The 20,820-nt window shown below is 63.0% G+C and carries 15 protein-coding genes; 7 read left to right on the top strand and 8 right to left on the bottom strand.

The features are described from left to right. The first annotated feature begins 7 nt into the window (after window positions 1-7). The 4 genes from murJ (at window position 8) to trxA (ending at window position 5,603) form a co-directional block, all read left to right on the top strand. Window positions 8-2,191, top strand: coding sequence for a murein biosynthesis integral membrane protein MurJ (gene murJ / locus L0M17_RS00075; protein ID WP_241050056.1), 2,184 nt, complete (start codon window positions 8-10; stop codon window positions 2,189-2,191). A 128-nt stretch (window positions 2,192-2,319) separates the two neighbouring features. After that, complete coding sequence (locus tag L0M17_RS00070; protein WP_241050054.1) at window positions 2,320-4,038, top strand: ABC transporter substrate-binding protein; 1,719 nt, start codon at window positions 2,320-2,322, stop codon at window positions 4,036-4,038. A 226-nt stretch (window positions 4,039-4,264) separates the two neighbouring features. Next, on the top strand, window positions 4,265-5,245 hold the full coding sequence (gene trxB / locus L0M17_RS00065; RefSeq protein WP_241050051.1) for a thioredoxin-disulfide reductase: 981 nt from the start codon (window positions 4,265-4,267) through the stop codon (window positions 5,243-5,245). A 28-nt stretch (window positions 5,246-5,273) separates the two neighbouring features. Next, complete coding sequence (gene trxA, locus L0M17_RS00060) at window positions 5,274-5,603, top strand: thioredoxin (RefSeq protein WP_241050050.1); 330 nt, start codon at window positions 5,274-5,276, stop codon at window positions 5,601-5,603. Between the two features lie 5,322 nt (window positions 5,604-10,925). Here the strand turns inward: trxA and L0M17_RS00055 are convergent. From L0M17_RS00055 to rpmH, 8 genes are all read right to left on the bottom strand, one after another. After that, a complete protein-coding gene (locus tag L0M17_RS00055) occupies window positions 10,926-12,221 on the bottom strand; it encodes a ParB/RepB/Spo0J family partition protein (RefSeq protein WP_241050049.1) in 1,296 nt (431 codons plus the stop codon). A gap of 54 nt (window positions 12,222-12,275) precedes the next feature. Further along, window positions 12,276-13,274: a ParA family protein gene (locus L0M17_RS00050; RefSeq protein ID WP_372498051.1), complete on the bottom strand. Its 999-nt coding sequence runs from the start codon at window positions 13,272-13,274 to the stop codon at window positions 12,276-12,278. Window positions 13,275-13,388: 114 nt separating this feature from the next. Beyond that, window positions 13,389-14,042, bottom strand: coding sequence for a 16S rRNA (guanine(527)-N(7))-methyltransferase RsmG (gene rsmG / locus L0M17_RS00045; protein ID WP_241056260.1), 654 nt, complete (start codon window positions 14,040-14,042; stop codon window positions 13,389-13,391). 31 nt (window positions 14,043-14,073) lie between these two features. After that, window positions 14,074-14,637: a Jag family protein gene (locus L0M17_RS00040; RefSeq protein WP_255732282.1), complete on the bottom strand. Its 564-nt coding sequence runs from the start codon at window positions 14,635-14,637 to the stop codon at window positions 14,074-14,076. 38 nt (window positions 14,638-14,675) lie between these two features. Next, the gene (gene yidC / locus L0M17_RS00035; protein ID WP_241050047.1) at window positions 14,676-15,638 is read right to left on the bottom strand and encodes a membrane protein insertase YidC; all 963 of its coding nucleotides are present in this window, start codon (window positions 15,636-15,638) and stop codon (window positions 14,676-14,678) included. 9 nt (window positions 15,639-15,647) lie between these two features. Continuing rightward, window positions 15,648-16,058 (bottom strand): membrane protein insertion efficiency factor YidD, encoded by a 411-nt coding sequence (yidD, locus tag L0M17_RS00030; protein WP_241050046.1) that lies wholly within the window; start codon window positions 16,056-16,058, stop codon window positions 15,648-15,650. Continuing rightward, on the bottom strand, window positions 16,058-16,450 hold the full coding sequence (rnpA, locus tag L0M17_RS00025) for a ribonuclease P protein component (protein WP_241050045.1): 393 nt from the start codon (window positions 16,448-16,450) through the stop codon (window positions 16,058-16,060). The genes yidD and rnpA overlap by 1 nt, the downstream gene beginning before the upstream one ends. A gap of 49 nt (window positions 16,451-16,499) precedes the next feature. Next, window positions 16,500-16,637, bottom strand: a complete 138-nt coding sequence (gene rpmH, locus L0M17_RS00020; RefSeq protein WP_005268235.1) for a 50S ribosomal protein L34 — start codon at window positions 16,635-16,637, stop codon at window positions 16,500-16,502. Between the two features lie 516 nt (window positions 16,638-17,153). Between rpmH and dnaA the strand changes: the two genes are divergently transcribed. The 3 genes from dnaA to L0M17_RS00005 all read left to right on the top strand — a co-directional run. Then, on the top strand, window positions 17,154-18,557 hold the full coding sequence (dnaA, locus tag L0M17_RS00015) for a chromosomal replication initiator protein DnaA (protein ID WP_241050043.1): 1,404 nt from the start codon (window positions 17,154-17,156) through the stop codon (window positions 18,555-18,557). Window positions 18,558-19,060: 503 nt separating this feature from the next. Then, window positions 19,061-20,185 (top strand): DNA polymerase III subunit beta, encoded by a 1,125-nt coding sequence (gene dnaN / locus L0M17_RS00010; protein WP_241050042.1) that lies wholly within the window; start codon window positions 19,061-19,063, stop codon window positions 20,183-20,185. Window positions 20,186-20,263: 78 nt separating this feature from the next. After that, window positions 20,264-20,820: NAD(P)-binding domain-containing protein (locus L0M17_RS00005; RefSeq protein WP_241050041.1), on the top strand; the 557-nt coding region annotated here is incomplete at its 3' end.

The raw sequence follows: 20,820 nt of genomic DNA, 5'->3' as shown, positions 1-20,820 counted from the left end.
CGGTTCGATGACGGCAGCGACAGCCGGACGATCCGAGGCCAGATCCAGCGCGGTCATGGCCGTCGGCACGCTCCTCTCCCGCGTACTCGGCTTCCTACGGCAGCTGCTCCTCGTCTACGCGTTGGGCCTCGGCTCGACGGTGACGGACACGTTCGTCAACGCGAACAACCTGCCGAACCTCATCTTCCTGCTCGTGGCGGGCGGCGTCTTCAACACGGTCCTCGTCCCGCAAATCCTCAAGGCCAGCCGGGCCCCCGATCGCGGCGCGGACTACATCAGCCGCCTGCTCACGCTGGGGGTGGTCGTCACCTTCGTCCTCACGGGCCTCGTGACGATCGGTGCACCCATCGTCATGCGGCTCACGACATCCGACTACAGTCCCCAGCAGCTCGCGCTCGCTACCGTCTTCGCATATTGGTGTCTTCCGCAGATCTTCTTCTACGGTCTGTATGCGCTCCTGACCCAAGTCCTGAACGCGCACGGCGCCTTCGGGCCGGCGATGTGGGCGCCACTCGTGAACAACATCGTCGCCATCGCCGGCCTCGGCATGTTCATCTGGATCTTCGGAACGAACGCCGCGAACCCCCACACGATCGAAGCCTGGGGGACGCCGCAGACCTTGCTGGTCGCGGGAGCGTCGACGGTCGGCGTCGTCATCCAGACCGCCATGCTCTTCATCCCGGTGGCGCGACTCGGCCTCGGCCTGCGGCCCCGGTTCGGATGGCGGGGCGTGGGTCTCGGTGCTGCAGCCAAGATCGGGATCTGGACGCTCGCAACCACTGCTGTCGGCCAGCTGACCTTCCTCTACCTCATGAAGATCGCGTCCCAGCCGGGCGCGGTCCGCGAGCAGCTCCGAGAAGCCGGCAACCCCTCCTGGCAGTTCATCCCCGGCAACACCGTCCTCGAAATGGCGAGCCAGCTGTACCTGTTGCCGCACTCGATCATCGCGCTTTCGCTCGCCACTGTCCTGTTCAACCGCATGACGGCGGCATCCCAGGCCGGAGACCGACGAGGCGTCCGGATTGCGCTATCCCAAGGGCTCCGAACCATGGCGGTCGCGACGGTCTTCAGCGCCCTCGCGCTGTTCGCACTCGCTGCTCCCCTCGGTAGGTTCTTCTCGGGCGGCTCGGCCACCGACGGCGTCATGCTCGCGCAGACGCTCAGCATCCTGGCGCTCAGCACCCCGTTCCTCAGCGCAAACTTCATGATGTCCCGCGTCTTCTACTCCTACGAGGACGCGAAGACGCCCTTCAAGGTCCAGGTCTGGCTCGGGATCCTCAACGTCGTGGGTGCGACCGTGATCCAGTTCCTGCCGGCGCGCTACATCATCTTCGCTATTGCCACGCTCTATACGGTCGGCAACATCCTCTCCGTCGTGCTGAGCGGCGCCTATCTGCGGCGCAAGCTCGGCAATCTCGACGGGGTCACGGTCGCCCGTTCCTACATCCGCATGGGCTACGCCGCCCTTGGCGCGGCCGTCGCCGGCGGCCTCGCGGTGTGGCTACTCGGCGGTCTCTCCTCGAGGGGCTTCATCTGGAGTTCGAGTTTCGCGGCCTTGCTGTCGATCATCGTCATCGGCGTCGCGATGCTGCTCGTCTACCTCGCCCTGCTCCGGATCTTCGGTGTGACCGAACTCCGCGACCTCCTGCGTCCCATCATGGGGCGGCTCACCCGCCGCGGCGGGCCCGCGCCGTCGTCCGCTCAGACGGCGCACGACGCCGGGGCTCCCGCAGGCTACGAGGGTGCCGCCGGCTACGAGGCTGCTGCCTACGACGACGCAGCGCACGGCTATGAGGGCGGGGGTTACGACGGCGCTCCCCACGGCTACGAAGCGGGAGCCTACGAGGGCAATGCCTACGAAGCCGGCGCCCACCAAGGCAGGGCCCACGGTTACGACAGCGGAGATTACAACGCCGCTGACTACGACACCGCTGATTACGAGACCTCGAACCACGGCGCGCATGCCTACAGCTATGCCGAAGAACCGTCCAACTCGCGTCAACCTGCCTATGCTCTCCGCGAAAGCGCCATGACCCTCTCCGACGACACCGGGATCATCCCGCGCATCTCGGGCCAATTCGATCCGAGCATGTACCGCGCCAGGCCCGGATCCTCGCGCCAGGAACCCCTCCCGGGCCGCAGGACCTATCAGGGGCCGCCGGGCCGCAATCCGCACTTCCGCGACGTCTGAACGACGCCTCTGAGAAGCACGCGCGACGCGACGTGAATCAAGCGGTTGGGGTACCGTCCGCTAGGATCGAGTGATAGCAAGCGCCCGGCACGTCCGGGCTGGCGGGGCAGACTGTCCAGGAGGTACCCGTGTCCCAGTCCATCGACGTCGGCAGTGTGCTCGGCGGTCGGTACAAGGTCACGTCCTCGATCGTTGAGTCGCATGACGGAGATCTGGTCCTCGACGGAGTGGATCAGATCCTCAACCGTCCCGTCAGCATCCTCGTCTCTGCGCCGCACAACGCCCAACAGCTGGCCCAGAGTGCGCGGGAGGTAGCCACCGGCGAACGCCACGTGGGCATTCAGGTGCTGGACCTCGGCACAAGCCATGAGGCGACCTACCTCATCACGAACCACGCAGCGGCGGCAGATCTGCTCGACCTGATCGTGGCCCAGGACGCACCCTACGTCGAGCCGTTCTTCACGGACACGCTGGGCAGCGAGATCTTCGGTGAGTCGCGTTCGCGTGAGCCGGAGACCTACGACGGCCTGTACGAGCACGGCGACCACGACTACATCCGGTACCCCAACGCACACCCCGACGACGTCAACAGCGCCCGGCCGGAGTCTCCCCGCGAACAGCGGCCAGCACCCGCAGCCCAGCCGCGCCCAGTCCCACCGCCCCCCGCTGCGCCGCCGCGCTCTGCCGAGGGTCCCTCGGAAAATTCGCCCGGCCCGTCCAACGGTGCTTCAGCAGGCGGCGCTTCAGCAGGCGGCGCCGCTGCTGCGGCGGCTGCCGCAGCGGCCGCAGCCGCCGCCGGATCCCAGTTCCCGAATCCGCCGAAGGTAACTCCCTGGCCTACCCCTCGCACCTCCGGGGGTACCGATGCCAGCTCTCAGGGCAGTCCGACCAGCCATGCCCCGGCGACTCCTGCCGCAGGCAACCCTGCGCGGTATGACGAGCCAACGCAGCACAATCAGCCAGCTCAGTACAATCAGCCGGCTCAGCACAACCAAACGACTGATTACAGCGAGCCGGCGGCGCACAGTGACGTGACCCAGCCGGTTCAGAAGTCGCCTGCCTCGCCCGTAAGCCCGTCTGGCCCCGCTCGCGGAGCGGCCTTCCCAGCAGCGGCACGAGGAGCCGGCCGGGGAAGCGGCTCGAATCAGATCTTCGACCGGGATGACGAGCTCGAAGAGGACGATGAGTCAACGCGCCCCAAGTCGGTGCCGTGGCTTGTCGGCGGCATTCTGGCCGTCGTCCTGATCGCGGCGCTGATCTTTGCCTTCACCACGCTCGGCAGCGTCTTCCAGCCGCAGGCCAGCGGTTCTAAGCCGCCGTCGAATGCTGCTCCGACTGCCTCGGCGCCTCAGGGCACGCCCTCCCCAGGTCAGACGCAAGCGCCCGCACCTGCTGTGGTCGCCCCAGTCATCGATTCTGTTTCGCGCCTCAACCCGAGTGATCTGAGCTTCGCGGACCAGTTCGACCCGAAGCTGGTCTCTACCTACGACGGTAATCAGGCAAGCTACTGGTCGGATATGGAGTTCGCCCGCGAGGATTGGGGCGGCTTCGCCAAGAGTGTCACGCTCGCGGTGAAGCTCAAGGATGTCTCGGATATCAAGCAGGTCGAGCTCGACCAGCTCGGGGCAACCGGTGGCAGCGTGAGCGTGTATACAAACGCGACTCCCGACCTCGGCGGCGCGGCACTGGCCGGCACGAGCTCTTTCAATGGCCCGCAGCTCGTATTCCAGCTGCCAGCGGCGGTGAAGGCGCAGTACGTCCTCATCCAGATCAACGCTTTGCCGCGGCTTACGAACTTCAAGGTGTACCCCTACGGGCTCCGGTTGGCGGAGATCAAGGTTCAGTAGACGAACGACGGCGACGCTTCCCGCCGCTGTCAGGGCGCCTTGAGCTCGCCAGAGCTCGGGGCGCCCTTTCCGTGTCGTTCCTTTACTTTTTACGGCAGTTCAATGCGCCCTCCCACGCTTCGGTACGCTTGAAGGACGACGGCTCCCGGAATACCGGCGTTCGTCGACATGTTGTGAGCTGTGAACGTATGGAGTCCAGCGCGTCAGAAGAAGAGGTTATTCACCCGTGAGCACTGCCGATAGCAACGCCGCCGAGGTGCGGGACGTCATCGTGGTTGGATCAGGTCCTGCCGGCTACACGACCGCAATCTATACTGCGCGAGCCAACCTTAAGCCATTGATTTTCGCTGGTTCGGTGACGGCAGGCGGCGAGCTCATGAATACGACGGAGGTCGAGAACTTCCCCGGGTTCCCCGATGGAGTCCAGGGGCCCGAGCTCATGGACAAGCTCGAACAGCAGGCCGCGAAGTTCGGTGCGCAGATCGAGTTCGAAGATGTCGCGTCCCTCGACCTCGAAGGCGAGGTCAAGCGCGTTGTGCTCGGCAACGGTGAAGAGCATCTGGCCCGGGCAGTCGTCATCGCAACTGGATCCGCGTATCGCGAACTTGGCCTCCCGAACGAGAAGCGTCTGTCAGGTCACGGTGTGAGCTGGTGTGCGACGTGTGACGGCTTCTTCTTCAAGGATCAGGACATCGCCGTCGTTGGCGGTGGTGATTCGGCGATGGAAGAGGCACTCTTCCTCACCAAGTTCGCCCGCTCCGTGACCGTCGTCCACCGCCGCGATTCACTGCGCGCCTCGAAGATCATGGCCGACCGCGCGTTGGCACACGACAAGATCAAGTTCGCCTGGAACAGCGAGATCGCCGATGTGCGCGGTGACGACAAGGTGACCGGCCTCGTCCTCCGCAGCACCGTTGACGGTTCGGAGTCTGAGCTCGACGTCACCGGTGTCTTTGTCGCCATCGGAAACGATCCCCGTACCGAACTCGTCAAGGATGTTCTGGACCTCACTCCTGAAGGCACGATTGCGGTGGAGGGTCGTACCTCGCGCACTAGCATTCCTGGTGTCTTCGCGGCCGGCGATGTGGTTGACCCCACGTACCGTCAAGCTATTACCGCAGCCGGATCCGGTTGCGTTGCGGGGTTGGACGTTGAGCACTACCTCGCAAATCTCGAAGCCCCGAGCCTTGCAGCCCAACAAGCCTGAATTTCCTCTATCAAATCGGAAGGTAGACATGAGCAACGCCAAAGACGTCACCGACGCGCAGTTCACCGACGAGGTTCTTCTTTCAGAGAAGCCTGTGATCGTCGACTTCTGGGCTGAATGGTGCGGCCCGTGCCGCAAGGTTGGTCCCATCCTTGACGACATTTCGGTTGAGTACTCGGACAAGGTCGAGGTAGTGAAGGTGAACGTCGACGACAACCCGAATATCGCGGCTGAATACGGCATCACTTCCATCCCGGCCGTCTATCTCTTCGAGAAGGGCAAGGTAACTGGAACCGTTATCGGTGCTCGGCCCAAGCAGTACTTCGAAAAGGAATGGTCTGAGGTACTGACCAAGTAGAGCTTGTCGGATTTGGAGAGGGACGCGGCGTGGCCGCGTCCCTCTCTTTTTGCCTGGAGCCTTCTTTGCCTCGAGCGACATTCGCTCTAGGTCAGGACCTGTTTCACGTGAAACAGCCTTTCCTTCAGCCCGTAGTCCTGGAACCTCTCCTCCAGTTCGAGCGTGGCCCGCAGAAGGGAAAGTAGGATCAGACCGATTCCGGCTGAGAGAGGCGGGGCCCTTCGGTCCAATTTCAAGACGCTCACGCATCCTTACCCGTTTAGCACGGATGGCTCCACCACACGTCGTGTCCGAGCGCGTACGCGGGCCAGCGAATCCGGGCGCGAGCGGTCCGACCCAATCCTCCCACAATGCTATAAGCGGGCTGCAGAGTATGCCGCGACGCCAGCTGCGACAGAGCCTGATAAAGAAGCTGACCTGCCAGATCTCTGACGGTCTGTTTCACGTGAAACAGACCGTCACGTCGCACTACCGACCCTGGTAGGAGCTGCGGGAAGGTACTGGATTCCCAATGGCTCGTTATGAGAGCCCCCTTGCACTGCGGCTAACCGGCCACTCATGCTCCCGCGTCAGGTAGCCGGTCCCTCGGCTTCTAAAGGTCCCCACCGCCAACGAGAGAGCGGCATCCGCAGCGCTCACGGACTCAGGCCGGACGTTTCACTAGCACTAGCGTCGATTGATCTAGATGACCGCATTTCGACGTGCCACCGACACAACAAATCACCAAACGAGCTCTATCCACTCGCACATTTTCAGTGACATGCCTTTTAGACCACAGCTCGTACATTGAGAGAGGCATAGGAGTAGCAGACACCACCCGAGGCTCGGTGACGACGCCGTCTAAGAGCCTGACGACCATGTCTAAGAGCACGGCGCCAGGAGCGACGGCGCATCTCAAAGCACTGTGCGAAGGCTAGGTACAGCCTGGTCAAGGGCAATAGGTCCGGCCGGCCCGATACCCGGGCGGGACAAGTCGCAGTAATAGAGCGGCAGAAGTTGATAAGCGCGCCTTTGGGGGGCTGTCAAAGTGTTCTCTGGGCGCTCGGAGCGACAAAGGTCCGGCCTCTGGCTCCGCGCTTCTGACTTCTTGGTGACCCTGAAGCAGGAATCCGAACCGGAAATCCGCTTCACCTGTCGACAACGATTTCAGTCAGGACGAGCCAAAATGGGCGCCATTGGGCGTCAACTAGCCCCAAGCTGAGGGAGGTCCAGGCCCGATGCTTATAGGTACTCGTGCCGGCCAACCTCGCAGCGAGAAACAACTCAGGCGAAGCACACGAGCTGGAGGCGGTGAAAAGGTCCTCAGCGTTTCATACAGGGAGACCCCTCGGCCCTCCTAGACCGGGCTTCAACGGTGCTGCATAGGGGTGAATCCATCGCGGGCCTTCCCGCTGCCCCCAGTGGGTGGGTTCAGCACAGCCTAAGGTCCGGCGCCCAGGGACCGGAGCATCTGGAAGCCACTGCCATCGTACGCCCAACCGCTAGCTTAGGCGAGCTGCCGTCGCTTCTGGATCCGTCTCAGCCCTTCGATCTACGCATCCTCCCGCGCTGTCATCGGTGCTCAAGCGACCGTTCGTCGAGGCGGCATCGGTCGTCAAACTGGCATTGCTCAGCGGTCCGCTCCTCAGGCACATGCTGCTTGGCGGATCGCCCTCATCGACCGCCTTGGTGCGTCTAGCCCACGGCGCAAACCAGTCACCTCTAGCCTGAAGTGGGCACCGGGTAATTGTCTTAGTCGCGCAGCGTCGACCACCTTTGGAATCAGGATTGCCGACCCCAGCAATTGTTTCACGTGAAACACGGGGTAAAACGCCTCAACGAGTCCTAAAGATAAGCGGCTCACGACTTGGGGGTGCAACGTTGGCGGCGACAATGCTGCATCCCCACGTGCGCGTGACAGCCATCGTTCTTGTGCCCCTGAAGCTCCGGTTTGCAGGAAGCATTTTCCTGTCCCCTCTGTAGACCCTGCAGGACCACCTCACCTCATTTTGATGGCAGCACCACTGTGAAGGGCAGAATGACCAGGCTGCGACCCTTGTGAGCCGAACCCTGCTATGCAGCCCAGCAGTTGTAAAGGCCGCATTGGTACCTGCTGTCAGCTTCGGTCTCGATCGAGGTGACCGTTCTGTTTGCCCTTCTTGAGTAGCAGCGACGATGGAGGGTGCACTGGCCCGCTAGCCCTGCCAATCTGGCCTCAGCCCCCTCCGTACGGCACAGGCGGGTGTGACCGCCAGAGCTGGACGCTGTGCGCCCTGAGAGTCCTTGTACACCCTGTGGTCGTGACCCTTCCTTTAGCTGCCAGCTCCTCCATGCACTGTCCCAGCCCCACATCAGCCGGATTACGGCCGCCGCTCCCAGTCGCACCTACGGCCAGCATCAGCAGGTGCCCATCAGGCATGGCCCACCCTTATTGCCCTCGACGCCGTTCTCCCTCCTGGCACTCCGGTCATCCACGACCCTCCTTCATGCATACCTGTTCGATCCCGCCATAGTGCCAACATCTCCATCTCCAGCTCCTGACGCCCGTCTTACACAGATTAATGACCGGATCCCTGCAGGAGTTCAAGAGCGGCCGATCCCCAGCTAGGCTCCATGATTTGGTGCTCACGACTCCTGGCCGGGATCTATCAACACTGCAACCGAAAGTTATCCACAGCCAGATCCACAGCACTTATCCACAATTGGGGCCACCCGGTTGTGGTTAACTCGCACCGTGGCTACCACACCATTGGAGGGGCAAGGAGACTCGCGCGCACCCTCAGGCGTCTCTGGACAATGAACAACTTTGCACCCGCTCTCGTCGGCTGCCAGATGACCTTTTGCCGGTTTCTTTTCACGACGAAATCGCCGCCATCGCGGCGATTCTTGCCGTCCGCGAGATCTTGCCACACCGAGGAAAGCAAAGAGGCCCGAAGACTCATCGTCCGCACACGCATTCCCCATTCCCCGAACTCCCGCGCCCACAAGTCGCCACCATAACTGGGGCATGCACGACCAAGTTATCCACAGCGCGGCACGGGGCGGCATGGTTGTCCACCGGGGTTATCCACAGCCAATTCCACAGGCACAATTCGACCTTGTCCACAACCGCGGGTCGCAGTCCGGGCGTCCGACGAACTCGTTCCCCCAGCAACCTAGTCGCCCGATGCTTCGCTCCGCTCAGGTCAGGTCGCTCGCCCGTTCGAATAGCTAAGAGGCGCTGCTCGTGTTTCACGTGAAACATGCATACCTATGGCTCAGAGGAGCATCAGGAATAGCCGCCGAGGCCTCGCCTTGGTGACGGCCGTACCAGATCGTCTAAAAGGCCCTGCGGGCGCACGGTAGGACCAGAAGAGGCGGTTACATCGAGCCCGGCAACCGGTCTCGGGCCTGGGTTGCTGAACTGACCGGAATCATATCACTACTCCACTCAAGGATGAATCCGCTTATACCTGCACACCATGCTGCATCTTCGACGCTGCTTAGACGCAACTCCGCACCGAGCGCACTGCTGTCTGAATTCGTCTCTGCGCGACTGCAGGGAAAGGGCACACCCTTTACAGCACGATGGCCCCTACTCAAACTGGTGCCAACTCCGAGGTCTAGAACTGTCGATGCTGCGCCAATTCGCAAATGCCATTCCCACCATTGCCCCAATTCCGACCACTCTGGTTCCCAGTCCTGCCGCAGAGGCATCTCGTCCTCCAGTCCATGCCGGCTGTCACCACGGGGACGAGACTTTAGGAAAGCGCCTGTTGAGGACTTTTCGAGGGAATGATTGAACCCGCAATTCCGGACTTACTGTCTCCTGCCGGCTCACCGTCTCCTGCCTGCTCACGGGCCCTGTGACGCGGGTGCGGTTCTCATACCGCACTCCCGGACCGCCCCCCGCGTAAGGTTTCACGTGAAACAAGCACCGCCGCTGCCCTACACGGGCCAACGAGCCGCTAGGAGCCATGAGCATCACAATCGTCACAGGCTACTCATGGGCGCCATTCCGCTCTCTCTCTCTCTCGAAGCTTTCGCAGTCCAGAGAGGCAAGAGCCCGAATCCACCGACCTGGCAACCACATAGCCATCTGTAACCCCCACCGCTGCTCGTGAAGCATCCGGGCCAGAAGTCGCCCAAGTCACCAGCATCTGCAGACTCCAACATGAGCCACCGAAGTCATCTTTCATCAGCCAGGTAAATCTTGTCCCGTTTCGACCTGCCACGTCCCACGCTCGAGAGAATCAAGACGAAATGGCCGGCGTCGTACAGCAGCCATGGTCATTATCGCCACGTGAATGGCTCAAAACGCCAAAGCAGAAGCCATCGAGGATTCATCGAGCTCAAACCTCCGAAAGCGATACGCCTAGCAGCCCCGAGCGAAGGTAGAAGTCGTAGGGCTCGGCCCCATTTCCCTACGAAATCGCTCGTCAGCTCCGATGGACCTCGTGGTCATTCGTCTTGAAGCATTCCCATACAGATCGGCAAGGAAGCCTTCCTAGATCGCCGAGAGGCGCACCAAGTGGCTATGTGCGGGCCGACCACACGGGGAACGGAAGGCAAGAGAGGGCGGCAATGCAGGACCTCATCCGGTCCAAGCTGTCGTTCGCTGAACATGTCGTTCCCGTTTTCCCTGAAGCTTGCAGTTTCCCTAGAGATCTCCACGGCGACGCGCATTTTTATGATCGAATGGGTTGCTTGCCGGCGGAATGTAGCCCGATCGAATCTGAATCGGCGACTAGTGAAGCCGTCAGATCAGGATGTACCGGTCCCCCACAACATCGTCGCGGCGTTTCCTGCAAAATTCCGGACCGGAAGGCATGCAGTTCTATGTCCGCGAGGCGCGATTCTTCGAACCTCGCATTTTCGCGAATCTCGAGCCGCTCTGGCTTGGTTGGTCCTCCTAACGGCTATAAGGGGAGGACTGGTCAGCACCTTAATGTGTGCTCCTCCCTTAGGACCAGGAGGCGACCGCAAAGCGACTTCCAAAAACCGGATAGACGCTGCGAGGTTGGCCGTCCGAAGCACGGGCCGTCGCGGTAGCAGCGTCGTGGTAGCAGAAGGTGGAAGCGTGGCCCGAGTCTTGAGCAGGGCCCGAGAAGCTCAGTCAATTCTGCTCAGTTGTTTACCGGTATCCAGTGAACCCCGACCCGCTTCATCCCTCTAGGGCGCCCAGCGCCCCTCGTAGTGAACCCTGGAAAAAAATGGCGAGCGCCGAGAACGGCCTTTGCCTCAGGGAAGCGCAGCCTCCGGCAGAACTCGGATGGCCCCGTTTCACGTGAAACGAAGACGAGTAGGGGCAGCCCAGGGGCCGCGTCCATGATGAACGCGGCGCTTACGAGACTGGCGGGAAAATTACTCGGAACCTAGGTTGAGAACGCCCATGATGCGATTCAGATCTTCGACGCTAGCGAACTCGATGCTCACCCGCCCCTTGCGCGCGCCCAACGTGATCTTCACGTTGGTATCGAGCCGGTCAGCGAGCGTCGACGCAAGGAAGTCCAAGCGCTCGTGGCGAGCGTTAGGCTTCGGGATGTTGGACCGACGCGATTCCCCCGGATCCTGGTACAGCGCGACAGCCTCTTCAGTGGCTCGCACCGAAAGCCCCTCGGCCACAATGCGCTGGGCCACCCTCTCCATGGCTCCGGGATCGGGAAGCGACAGAAGTGCACGGGCGTGGCCGGCGGAAAGAACTCCAGCGGCAACTCTCCTCTGAACCAGAGGAGGCAGTCGAAGGAGACGAATCGTGTTCGAAACTTGGGGACGAGAGCGACCGATGCGGTCGGCGAGTTCTTCGTGCGTCGTGCCGAAGTCCTCAAGCAGCTGCTGATAGGCCGCTGCTTCTTCAAGCGGGTTTAGCTGACTCCGGTGAAGATTCTCGAGGAGCGCATCGCGCAGGAGATCGTCATCGCTTGTATCACGAATGATGGCGGGTATGGTGTCGAGACCGGCCTGCTGGACCGCACGCCAACGGCGCTCGCCCATGACGATCTCGTAGCCTTCACTACCGACTTCGGTTGACTTTCGAACAACTATGGGCTGGAGGACCCCAATCTCCCGCACTGAATGCACGAGCTCCGCCATTTCGTCCTCGTCGAAGACGCTTCGCGGCTGCTTCCGGTTGGGATGGATCGAGGAAACAGGAAGTTCTGCGAATTGGGCTCCCGGCACTTCGACCAGATCGAGTTCGTCGGCTCCCTCGCCGTCGGACTCCGGCTCGGGTCGGGATACGCCGGCGTTGCTCTTCGCTGTCGCAGAAGCTCCAGCCTTGGAACCGCGAGAGGCAGGCTTCGAATCACGCGGCTCGGCGCCTTCGTCGGCCGGTTTCGAAGCGGACTCCGAACGAGTCGTGGATGAAGAACGACCGTCGGCCGCCGACGTAGAATCGACAGACTCACTCTGAACGGTCGATTCCGTCTGAGATGTCGCCTGATCAGCCGACCGTCCAGTATCGACGGCAGGCGCAGCCGACTCCTCGGCGGCGGGCGAGGGCGCGGCTTTCGCTTCTTCCTCCGCCTGAGCGGTATTCCGCGACTCAGGGAAGAAGAGGTCCACAGGACGCGAAGCTGAGCCAGAACCGCCAGAAGCAGCTCCTGAGCTTGGAATCAAGGCCCCCAGGCCACGGCCCAGTCCACGGCGCTTCTCGCTCATGCGCGAACTTCCTCCTTCGGACCCTCAGAGCTGAGGGTGTGACCAGTATGCAAACTAGCGCTCAGCGATCTCCGCCGCCGCCTCCATGTAGGAGAGAGCACCAGTAGAGGACGGGTCATAGGTGATGACCGTCTGCTGATAGCTCGGGGCTTCCGAGATACGAACGGAACGCGGGACGACAGCCGCAAGAACCTGCTGTGGGAAGTGCTCCCGAACCTCTGCCGCGACTTGGGCGGCGAGATTGGTGCGGCCGTCGTACATTGTCAGCAGAATCGTCGAGACGCGAAGATCAGCGTTCAAGTGCTTCTGGATCATTTCAATGTTGCTGAGCAGCTGACTGAGGCCCTCGAGGGCGTAGTACTCGCACTGGATCGGTATGAGCACCTCGTTGGCAGCACAGAACGCGTTGACGGTGAGCAGCCCGAGGCTGGGTGGGCAGTCGACGAAGATGTAGTCGAGCCGCTCAAGCCCTTGCGACTCCCGTTCCTTCGCATAGATCTCGATTGCACGGCGGAGCCTCTGCTCACGGGCCACAAGGGAGACGAGTTCGATCTCGGCGCCGGCAAGGTGGATCGTCGCGGGCGCACACTCAAGTCGTTCGACGTCCGGGCATGACCGGACCACTTCCCCCAACGAGACGTCATTGATGAGGACGTCGTAGATGCTCTCGACATCAGCGTGATGCTCGATCCCGAGAGCAGTCGAGGCGTTTCCCTGAGGATCGATGTCAATGACCAGGACGTTGAGACCGGAGGCCGCGAGAGCAGCGGCGATATTCACCGTCGTCGTGGTCTTGCCGACGCCGCCCTTCTGATTGGAGACCGTGAAGATGCGAGTCGCCCCAGGACGACGGAGCTTGCGCTGGCTCAACCGCTCACGGCGCTTCGTCTCGTTCGCCAATTGGCTACCAATAGGACTCGATTCGTCGATGGCGATAGCGGATCCGTTGCCCGACTTAGAGGGGGACGTTTCACGTGAAACAGAAGCAACCTTCGACGGTTGAGAAGCAGGAGCCGGTGCTACAGTCGTCGAGCGCGCGGGCCCCAGAGACACGAAAGGCGGGATCCGCTGAGCCGATGACTCGTCATTGGTCACTGTTCACTCACTCTCGGGTCGCGTCGATGTCCTTCACTCTAGCCTAGCGGGTAGCCTCGCCCTCGCCCCGGATCAGGCGGCGCCGACGGCGATCCGTACTACCGTCGTCGGCTCCTCGAGGAGACCCTCCCCGATCACCTTGATCTCCGGGCTGTGCCCTCGATACTTCTTGATCGCCTTGGCCGCGCTCTCGACCTCTTCACTGGCGCTGCGGCCCTTGATCGCCACGAGGGAACCGGAGCCCCCCAGCAGCGGCAGAGTGATCGGAACCAGCTTCGAAAGGGCGGACACGGCCCGAGCGGTGACGTAGTCTGCCGTCACATGGTCCACTGCCTGCTCGGCCCGGGACCGCAATACCCGAACATTCTCGAGACCCAGGTCAGCAACGACTTCCTCAAGCCAGACCACGCGCCGCTCGAGCGGCTCGATCAGGACGAGAGTGAGATCCTGCCGGGCCAGTGCGAGGCACAGCCCTGGCAGGCCAGCTCCACTTCCGACATCCGCGACCGTCGCATCGGCGCCGAACTCAGACTCGATCACCGCACAGTTCAACACGTGGCGGCTCCAGAGCCGCGGAACCTCGCGCGGTCCGATGAGCCCTCGTTCGAGGCCGGACGTCGCGAGATGTTCGACATACCGCTTGGCGAGCGCGAGCCGCGCACCGAAGATCTTCTCGGCAGCAGCGAGCTCACGCCCCTCGAGGTGCGGCAGACCGCCGTCACCCATTGGCGGCGTCGCAGCCGAATCCTGTGCCACGTCAGTCAGCGGAGACGACGATGTGGCGCTTGGCGCCCTCGCCTTCGGACTCGCTCACAAGACCGAGGTCGGCCACTGCGTCGTGCACAATCTTCCGCTCGTACGAGCTCATCGGCACCAGATGCACGGCTTCGCCGTCGGACTTCACCTTGGCGACCGCCTCTTCAGCCAGCGAGTGCAGGTACTTCGCGCGCTGGCCGCGGTAGCCGTTGATGTCGAGTACGAGGCGCGAACGGTTGCCGGTCTGCGACAGCACGGCCAGACGGGTGAGCTCCTGGAGCGCATCGAGCACTTCGCCGCCCTGGCCAACGAGCGCGGTCAGACCGCTGTTGCTGCTCTCATCGGCAATGACCGAAAGATAGGTACGCCCGCCCCGGACCTCGATATCGATGTCGCCGTCGATATCGGCGATGTCGAGAAGCTCCTCGAGGTAGTCGGCGGCGACGTCGCCCTCCTCCTCGAGACGGTTCAGCGGAGTCTCTGTGGCGTCGTCGTCTGCGTCCTCGACACCCTCGGCATCGGCTGCAGCCGTCTCGGTTTCGCCCTCGTTGGCTTCGAAGTCCATGTCCTCGGTGCCACGCTCGGCGGCAGTTTCAGCAGGGCTCACTTCTTCCTCCTGTTCTTGCGCTGAGGCTGTTGGCGCTGCCCCTTGGGCTGCACTGGTTCGGGGATATCTTCGGCCTTCATGGTCTTGCCGGTCGTCACGTCGATCGGAGCAAGGCCCCTCGCCGCGCGACGTTCGTTGAGCGCCCTCGCGGCAGGCGAGCCGGGGGCCGGCATACGGCGGATGACGTAGAACTGCTGACCCATCGTCCAGAGGTTGCTGATCGTCCAGTAGATCAGAACACCGATCGGGAAGTTGATGCCACCGATACCGAAGACGAGCGGAAGGATGTAGAGCAGGATCTTCTGCTGGCGCATGAACGGACTCTGCATCGCAGCGTCGGACATGTTCTTCGCCATGATCTGCTTCTGCGTGATGAACTGCGAGGCGGTCATCGCGACGATCATGAAGATCGAGAGGATCGCAACGACGACGGGGTTCCCGCCGCCGCCGTGCAGGAGCGAGGCCGAGAGCGGCGCGCTGAAGATCTCCGAGCCGTGGAACTGATTGACCTGGCTAGGGGTCATCGCCCCGATGCCGGGGTTGTTGCTCGCAGCGCTGCTGACGTTCGAGAGGACTCGGAAGAGCCCGAAGAAGAACGGCATCTGGATGACCATGGGGAGGCATGCCGAGAAGGGATTCGTCCCATGCTTCTTGTACAGGGCCATCTGCTCCTGCGCCATCGCCTGGCGGGAGAGCTGATCAGTCTTGCCCTTGTACTTGGCCTGAAGCTTCTGCAGGTCCGGCTGGAGCAGCTGCATGCCCCGCTGTGCCTTGATCTGTCGAACAAACACCGGGATGAGGGCTCCACGGATCACGAGCACGAGGCCGATGATCGAGAGGGTCCATGTCCAACCATTCCCCGAAGGCATGCCCAGGAATGAAAGCGCCTCGTGGAAGGCCACCATCACAAAGGAGACCAGCCACTCAAAGGGCAGCAGTACGGCGCTTAACGGGTCCATGAAATTTCCCTATTTCCTCGTGTCGTCATCGCTGGCAGGGCCGGAGTCCGACTCGTCCTTCCAGTAGCGGTCGGGGTGATTCAGCACCACGATCCGCGGCATGCGGCCTTCGGGCCAGTGCCGGTGCCCGTCGGGCACCGGATCGAGCCCTCCGGAATTCCAGGGGTGGCAGCGCGCGAGCCGACGAACTGCCAAATAAGATCCTCGCACAGCCCCATGGACTGTGACGGCTTCGAGCGCGTAGGCCGAGCAGGACGGGTAGAACCGGCAGACCTGGCCGTACAGAGGTGAAACGACCGCACGGTACACCGTGAGCAGCAGAATCAGTGCGTTGCGTGGGAGGTCCCACACAAAGCGTCCGACGGCGGTCGCGGCCTTGGGGGGCATGGGCGCGCCAGCGGCGTCGCTCACCGCAGCCATCAGCCAACCTCCGTTCCGCCTTCAGGCGAAGCCTCACGTTCATGCGCCGGCTGAAGCCGACGCAGCGCCCCGCGCAGTGCGGATGCGTAGTCGCCGCGGAGGGTGGGCCAGTCCGCCGCAGATGCGGCGGGCAGGGCGCGCACGACGACGTCGACGCCCGTGGGCCTTTCCCGCAGGGTCTCGGCGCCGGCTTCCCTCAACCTCCTCTTAACGAGGTTCCGGGTGACTGCGTTCCCCACCGCCTTGGAGACGATGAAGCCGAATCGCGAGGGAGCGCCGTCGTCCGAAAGAGCCGCATACAGCACGACGTTCCGGCGCCCTTGTCGGACGCCGGAACGTACGGTATGCGAGAAGTCTGCGCTCGTGCGCAGCCGATGCCGGGCGGGAAGCATCCCTGACCGCTAGAGCCGCGTCACTGGTGAGGCCGAGCCGGTTGCGGCGTCAGGCCGAGAGTTCCGAGCGGCCCTTCGAGCGGCGGGCGGCCAGGATGGCGCGGCCGGCGCGGGTGCGCATACGAAGGCGGAAGCCGTGCTTCTTGGCACGACGGCGGTTGTTCGGCTGAAAAGTCCGCTTGCTCACGGTTGTCACTCCAGTGGTTCCGGGGCGTCTGCCCAGGGGGCGCGGGTGGCTCTGGCGGACGCTGTATAGGCGGTGCCTGCCGCCCCGCCGCGCCTCATGCCGGTCGCCACGGGCCAGCGGTAGCTGGTTTCCAACGGCGTCCGAGGGCATGCGACAGGACAGTAGACAGACACAAAGGACTTAATGACGTTAGGGCAGGAGCCGCACGGCCGTCAAACTGGCGCGCGAAAATGCCGGGCCTCCGCGGCGCGCGCCTCGAGTGCGGCCTGAGGCGCCGGAGCCAACTCTCGGTTCTTTTTCCCCAGCTGTGGTGAATTGCACGCGGAGCCTGTGGACAGCGAGCTGGTGCGGCATGCGGGGTGAACTCCATCAGTGTAATTCACTGAGCCCCTCTCCCCAGTTCTCATCTGGATTCTCCGTACTCTAGGCTTGCTCAGTGCACCTCCCTCCTACATGTGGACAGCCATGTGGACAAAGGGAGGACGAATCACTGGCAGAAGACGGCAAGAAGGGCATATGGGGATTGAGGAGGCCAACACGGTTGGCAGCTCGTGGCGGCGCGTCGTGCGCTTGCTCGAGGAAGATGACCGTGTCTCGCCTCGGCAACGCGGATTCGTTGCCCTCGCCCAGGCCCAAGGGCTCATCGGATCGACCCTGCTCGTCGCCGTCCCCAACGAGCTGACCCGCGAGGTCCTCCAGACGCAGCTCAAGGAACCGCTCGACACTGCGCTGCGCCTGGTCTTCTCCGATGACGTCCGCTGCGCGATCGACGTCGACACAGAGATGCTGCCGGCGCGCGAAGAGATCTTCGAGCCGGTCAAGCGCCAGGAAGTCATCCCGGACCTCCGCCCGGCACCCACCCCTCCGAGCACGTCCCAGGAGTTCGGCCGGCTCAACCCCAAGTACACGTTCGACACGTTCGTCATCGGGGCCTCCAACCGCTTCGCCCATGCGGCCGCCGTCGCCGTGGCCGAGGCTCCGGCCAAGGCCTACAACCCGCTCTTCATCTACGGCGATTCTGGCCTCGGGAAGACCCACCTCCTGCACGCGATCGGCCACTACGCCCGGCGCCTCTACACGGGGATTCGGGTGCGCTACGTGAACTCGGAAGAGTTCACGAACGACTTCATCAACTCGATCCGCGACGACGAGGGCACGAGCTTCAAGGCGACGTACCGCAACGTAGACCTCCTGCTCATCGACGACATCCAGTTCCTCGCGGGCCGCACGGGGACGATGGAGGAGTTCTTCCACACATTCAATGCGCTGCACAACAGCAACAAGCAGGTGGTCATCACCTCGGACCAGCCGCCGAAGGCGCTGCATGGCTTCGAGGACCGGATGAAGTCGCGCTTCGAGTGGGGACTCCTCACCGACATCCAGCCGCCGGACCTCGAGACCCGTATCGCGATCCTCCGGAAGAAGGCGAACAGCGAGGGCCTCTACGCACCGGACGACGTGCTCGAGTACATCGCCTCGCGGATTGCGTCGAACATCCGTGAACTCGAGGGCGCGCTCATCCGAGTCACAGCGTTCGCGAGCCTGAACAAGCAGCCCGTCGACGTAGCCCTCGCCGAAATGGTCCTCAAGGATCTCATCACGGACGATTCCGCCCTCGAGATCACCGCGGACCAGATCCTCCAGGAGACGGCCGCCTACTTCAAGCTCACGATCGAGGAGCTCAACAGCAAGTCGCGGACGAGGACTCTTGTGACCGCCCGCCAGATCGCGATGTACCTGTGCCGCGAGCTCACGGACATGTCGCTGCCGAAGATCGGCCAGGTCCTCGGCGGCCGCGACCACACGACCGTGATCCATGCAGACCGGAAGATCCGCGAGCTCATGGCGGAACGGCGGGCCATCTTCAATCAGGTCACCGAGCTCACGAACAAGATCAAGCAGGCCCAGCGAGGCGTCTGAGGGCTGTCGGCGAGGGTCGGCGTCGTGCCCTGTGCAGGGACTGTCGGAGAGCGAACGGCTTTCTTGTCATTCCTTATTAACAGCGGCCTGTGGACAACCCTGTGGGCGGTTAAGTGCACATCCCCGCTCTATGGCCTTAAAAGTCCCCCCGAGGTTGTGGAGAGAGTGAATGACAAGAATTTGCCCTTCCACAGCCGAGTGCATCTCCGTCCGCACACCCTCAACACTTCGTGAACAAGCTGACCCCGCGTCTTCGCTGAGCAGAAGGCCGTTTTCCACAGTTTCCACAGCAGTTATTAACACCACGAATCCCAAAAAATCTAAGATCCGTTAGACAACAGGAACCCGGCCTCCACGCGTCGAGCCCGTCGAGACCCCAAAGGACCGAGGGCCGTTGAACGAGCCACCGATCTTGCGGCTAAGCTGTCCCCAGTGCGCACAGGGCCATGCACCAATCTGCGCAAGCGCCACGCACCAAGTCGTTGAAAGGCGGGAACCCTTCCGTGAAGTTCCGAGTCGAGCGGGATGTCCTCACCGAGGCAGTGAGCTGGGCGGCACGTTCCCTCTCCCCGAGGCCTCCGGTCCCCGTCCTCTCCGGTCTCCTGCTCAAAGCGCACGACGGCGTCGTCAGCCTGAGCAGCTTCGACTACGAAACGTCCGCACGGCTTGAGATCCCTGCCGAGATCGGCACCGAAGGGACGATCCTCGTTTCCGGACGGCTCCTGGCAGACATCTGCCGCAGCCTCCCCGCCGCACCGGTAGACGTCGAAACGGACGGCTCCAAGGTCACACTCACGTGCCGCCGCAGCTCTTTCCACCTCGCAACAATGCCCGAGACTGAATACCCGCCGCTTCCTTCCCTCCCCCCGCTCACGGGAGCAGTCTCCGGTGATGCCTTCGCCAGGGGTGTCGCCCAGGTGATCATCGCCGCAAGCCGAGACGACACGTTGCCCATCCTCACCGGCGTCCGTATGGAGTTCGAAGACGAGCTCATCACGCTCCTCGCAACGGACCGCTATCGGCTCGCGCTGCGCGAGATCCCGTGGAAGCCGGCGTCGTCGTCGGTGTCCACGAGCGCGCTCGTCAAGGCAAAGACCCTCAACGAAGTAGCGAAGACCTTGGGGGGCTCAGGCGAGCTCAACATCGCCCTCGCCGACGACGACTCGCGCCTTATCGGTTTCGAGAGCGGCGGCCGCACCACGACGTCGCTCCTCGTCGACGGCGATTACCCCAAGATCCGCTCTCTGTTCCCCGAGAGCACCCCGATCCACGCGATCGTCTCAACGCAGGAACTCGTCGAGGCCGTGCGTCGCGTCTCTCTCGTCGCCGAGCGGAACACCCCGGTCCGTCTTGCGTTCTCCGACGGCCTCGTCGCGCTCGACGCAGGCACCGGTGAAGACGCCCAGGCGTCCGAGGAACTCGAGGCCCACCTCACCGGCGAGGACATCACAGTAGCCTTCAACCCTCACTACCTCATCGAGGGCCTGAGCGTCATCGAGGCTCCCTACGTGCGCTTCTCCTTCACGAGCGCGCCGAAGCCCGCGATGCTCACCGCCCAGAGGGAACTCGAGGGCGACGACGAGATCGGCTACCGCTATCTCGTCATGCCAGTCCGTCTCCCGAACTGAGCGGCGACCCCGCGCTTCAGGGAAGAGCTTCCGGGCCCACCACGGCTTGGGCCCAACAGCCTCGTCGAAAGGAACACCATGCACTTTGGATTGATCGGCCTCGGCAAGATGGGCTTCAACATGCGCGAGCGGGCACGCCGCGCTGGCCTCGAGGTGACGGGCTACGACCGGAATCCCGACGTGGCCGATGTCGCTTCCATCGCCGAACTCGTCGACGCCCTACCGGCTCCGCGCGTCATCTGGGTCATGGTCCCGGCCGGTGCGATCACGGACGCCGTGGTCAAGGAGCTCTGCGAGAAGCTCTCGGCGGGCGATCTCGTGATCGACGGCGGCAACTCGCGCTTCACCGAGGATCAGCGGCACGCCGCCGAGCTCGCCGAGAAGGGCATCCGCTTCGTCGACTGCGGCGTCTCGGGCGGCGTGTGGGGCCTGCAGAACGGCTACGGGCTTATGGCTGGCGGCGAGGCTGAGGACATCGAGACGGCCATGCCGATCTTCGACGCGCTCCGCCCCGAGGGCGAACGCGCGGACAGCTTCGTCCACGTGGGCGGAGTAGGCGCCGGCCACTACGCCAAGATGGTCCACAACGGCATCGAATACGGCCTCATGCAGTCGTACGCCGAGGGCTACCAGCT

Source organism: Sinomonas terrae (assembly GCF_022539255.1).
GTDB classification, from domain to species: Bacteria; Actinomycetota; Actinomycetes; order Actinomycetales; family Micrococcaceae; genus Sinomonas; species Sinomonas terrae.
Note: the sequence above shows the minus strand (reverse complement) of the source record. Positions and strands in the feature narration are given on the sequence as shown.